Genomic DNA, 2,418 nt, shown 5'->3' on the forward strand with positions numbered 1-2,418 from the left:
ATAATTTACTTTTAAACATTTCATTATAAACTAATCTATTTTTTGTGTGCATAGTGGTTGTTAAAGGTTTATCTATAATTTGAGCCAATTTACTAGATAAAGAAAATGAAGTGCAGGAACCATGACAATTAATTATATCAGGATTAAATTTTTTTATTTCTTCTATAATTTCATCATAAACTTTTAATTTACTAAAAACAACATTTTTGGAAGGAAAAAATATTTTTTTAGTTTCTACTACTTCAAAAGGAAATTTAGAATAATCAACTTTTAAAAAATCAACTTTTGGAGTAAAAACTTTTACATTATGTCCTTTACTATGTAGGGCTAATGCTAAATTTTCAACAGCTTTTTCTGTACCACCTATAAAAGGTCAGAAATAACAAACAAATATTGCTATTTTCATAATTTCTCTTATTTTTTATTTTTTTTATTTTTTCTTCATTGAATTTCATGAGTAATCATATCTTCTAAATTATATTTTAGTTTAAATATTAATTTTTGCTGAATTTTATTTGAATCTGAAACAAGAAAATCAGGGTCACCATCTCTTCTTGGTGCGAATTTAAAATTAATTTTTTGATTTAAAATTTTAGAAAACATATCCACAACTTCTTTATTAGAATAACCTTTATTACTTCCTACATTAAAAGTTTCACTTTTATGTTTATCTAAATATTTATCTAATAATAAGTGTGCTTCTGCTAAATCTTTTACATGAATATAATCTCTTATACATGTGCCATCAGGTGTATTGTAATCATTACCAAAAATTTCAAATTCTTCTTCTTTTAAAACTTTATTTGCAATAACAGGTATTAATAAAGAATATTTGCTAGTTTTAGAAAAAAGACCTGTTCTCATTTGTGGATCTGCTCCAGCAACATTAAAATATCTTAAAATTCCATATTTAAATTTTTCATTGGTTTTAGAATAGTCTTTAATAATTTGTTCACAAAAAAGTTTAGAATTACCATAGGGATTTATAGGTTTCTTTGCATTATTTTCCTTGAAAGATAAACCTTTTCCCTTTCCATAAACAGCAGCAGTGGATGAAAATAGCAATTTGTTTATAGAAAATTTATTCATTAAAGTTAAAACATTAATAATACCATTTATATTATTTTTGTAATAATCAAGTGGTTTAGTAACTGATTCTCCAACTTTTATAAAAGCAGAAAACATAACCACTGTATCAATTTGATGATTGACAAAAACTTTTTCCATTTCATTAATATTGTTATGATCGATATTATAAAAAATCATATTTTTATCTAAAAATTCTTTATTTCCAGAACTTAAATTATCAATAATTATAACTTTGTGATTGTTGTCTAAAAGATGATAAGCAAATACTGAACCAATGTAACCTGCACCACCGATTAATAAAAAAGTTTTCATATTATTTTATCTCTTCTTTTTCTTTTATAAAGGATTTTATGCTATCTTTTAAACTATCTTCTCTTAAAGCATAATCAATATTAGCTTTAACAAAACCTTCTACTGAACCTAAATCATATCTAATTCCATCAAGTTCACAAGCATAAATTTTTTGAGTTTCCATTAATTTAGGAAAAGCATCCACCAGTTGAATTTCACCACCAAAACCAGGTTCCAAGTTTTTTAATATTGGCATAATTTCTGGTGTAAAAATATATCTTCCAATAATTGCCTTGTTACTTGGTGCTTCTGAACGCTTAGGTTTTTCTATTGCATCCATTATTTCAAAAACTTTTCCATGTCCTTGGTTAATATGTTTAGGTACCACAATACCATATTTATGTACTTCACTTCATTCAACAGCAGATACTCCTAAAATAGAACATTTATATTTTTCATATTGTTCCATAAGTTGCTTAATTGCTGGTTTTTTACTACTATAAATTAAATCGTCACCCAAAATAACAGCAAATGGTTCATTCTTAATTTTTTTGGCAGCAACTCAAATAGCATGACCTAGTCCCAGTTGTTCATCTTGATGTATTTGCTTAATTTTAATATTAGGTTTTTTAATAAAATTGGTTCTTTGTAAATCATTTAATAAATCAGTTTTATTTTTTTCTGCTAATTCTTCTTCTAAATCATAATTAACTCTAAAATAATCCATCATCCATTCTTTTCTTGCAGAAATGATAAATCAAATTTCTTCTATTCCAGATTCAATAGCTTCTTCTACTAAATAATCAATAGTTGGTCTATTTAAAACTGGCAATAACTCTTTATGAACTGTTTTAGTAAAAGGTAAAAATCTAGTTCCTCACCCAGCAGCTGGTATAATTAATTTTTTTATTTTCATATAAAAATTATATATATAATTTGCATTTTTTGATTAAAATTAAAAAAATAACCGACATAATTGTCAGTTCCTTAAATGAAATATAAAGTGCACCAGTGTTTTTATAACCTATTTGTATTTTA

The 2,418-nt window shown here is 24.8% G+C and carries 3 protein-coding genes; all 3 read right to left on the bottom strand.

The annotated features are described in order from the left end of the window. On the bottom strand, positions 1–406 hold a 406-nt coding region (locus ACXX86_RS04025), incomplete at its 3' end, for a glycosyltransferase family 4 protein (protein ID WP_458561190.1). An 8-nt stretch (positions 407–414) separates the two neighbouring features. Continuing rightward, positions 415–1,401: a UDP-glucose 4-epimerase GalE gene (galE, locus tag ACXX86_RS04030; RefSeq protein ID WP_458561191.1), complete on the bottom strand. Its 987-nt coding sequence runs from the start codon at positions 1,399–1,401 to the stop codon at positions 415–417. A gap of 1 nt (position 1,402) precedes the next feature. After that, positions 1,403–2,296: a UTP--glucose-1-phosphate uridylyltransferase gene (locus ACXX86_RS04035; RefSeq protein WP_458561192.1), complete on the bottom strand. Its 894-nt coding sequence runs from the start codon at positions 2,294–2,296 to the stop codon at positions 1,403–1,405. Positions 2,297–2,418: the final 122 nt, after the last annotated feature.

Source organism: Mycoplasma sp. CB776 (genome assembly GCF_054343395.1).